The sequence below is a fragment of the Hydrogenovibrio sp. 3SP14C1 genome (assembly GCF_029625905.1).
Taxonomy (GTDB): Bacteria; Pseudomonadota; Gammaproteobacteria; order Thiomicrospirales; family Thiomicrospiraceae; genus Hydrogenovibrio.
This window is the reverse complement of sequence record NZ_JARTLM010000258.1, coordinates 1-247: the sequence shown is the minus strand read 5'-3', so window position 1 is coordinate 247 and position 247 is coordinate 1. Positions and strand designations below refer to the sequence as shown.

Genomic DNA, 247 nt, shown 5'->3' with positions numbered 1-247 from the left:
CTCTGCTTTTATTACGGCCAATCTTATCCCTGTCACTTTAGGAAATATTGTCGGCGGTGCCGTTCTGGTTGGTTTAGCAAATTGGTCAATTTATCGTCGTCCACATTTAAAAGCCGCTCATGTGAGCACAATAACAAAAACTACCCCTCTTCAGTCGGTTAAGGAAACTACCATGAAAAACGCAATTATCGTTCAAGATATGATGGATAAAAAAGCCATTACTCTCAGTGCAGAGACACCTGTACCC

Annotated in this window: 1 pseudogene; it reads left to right on the top strand. The window is 41.7% G+C overall.

Annotated elements, in window-relative coordinates:
- Positions 1-247, top strand: a pseudogene (locus P8629_RS12470) (hypothetical protein); the annotation flags it as partial.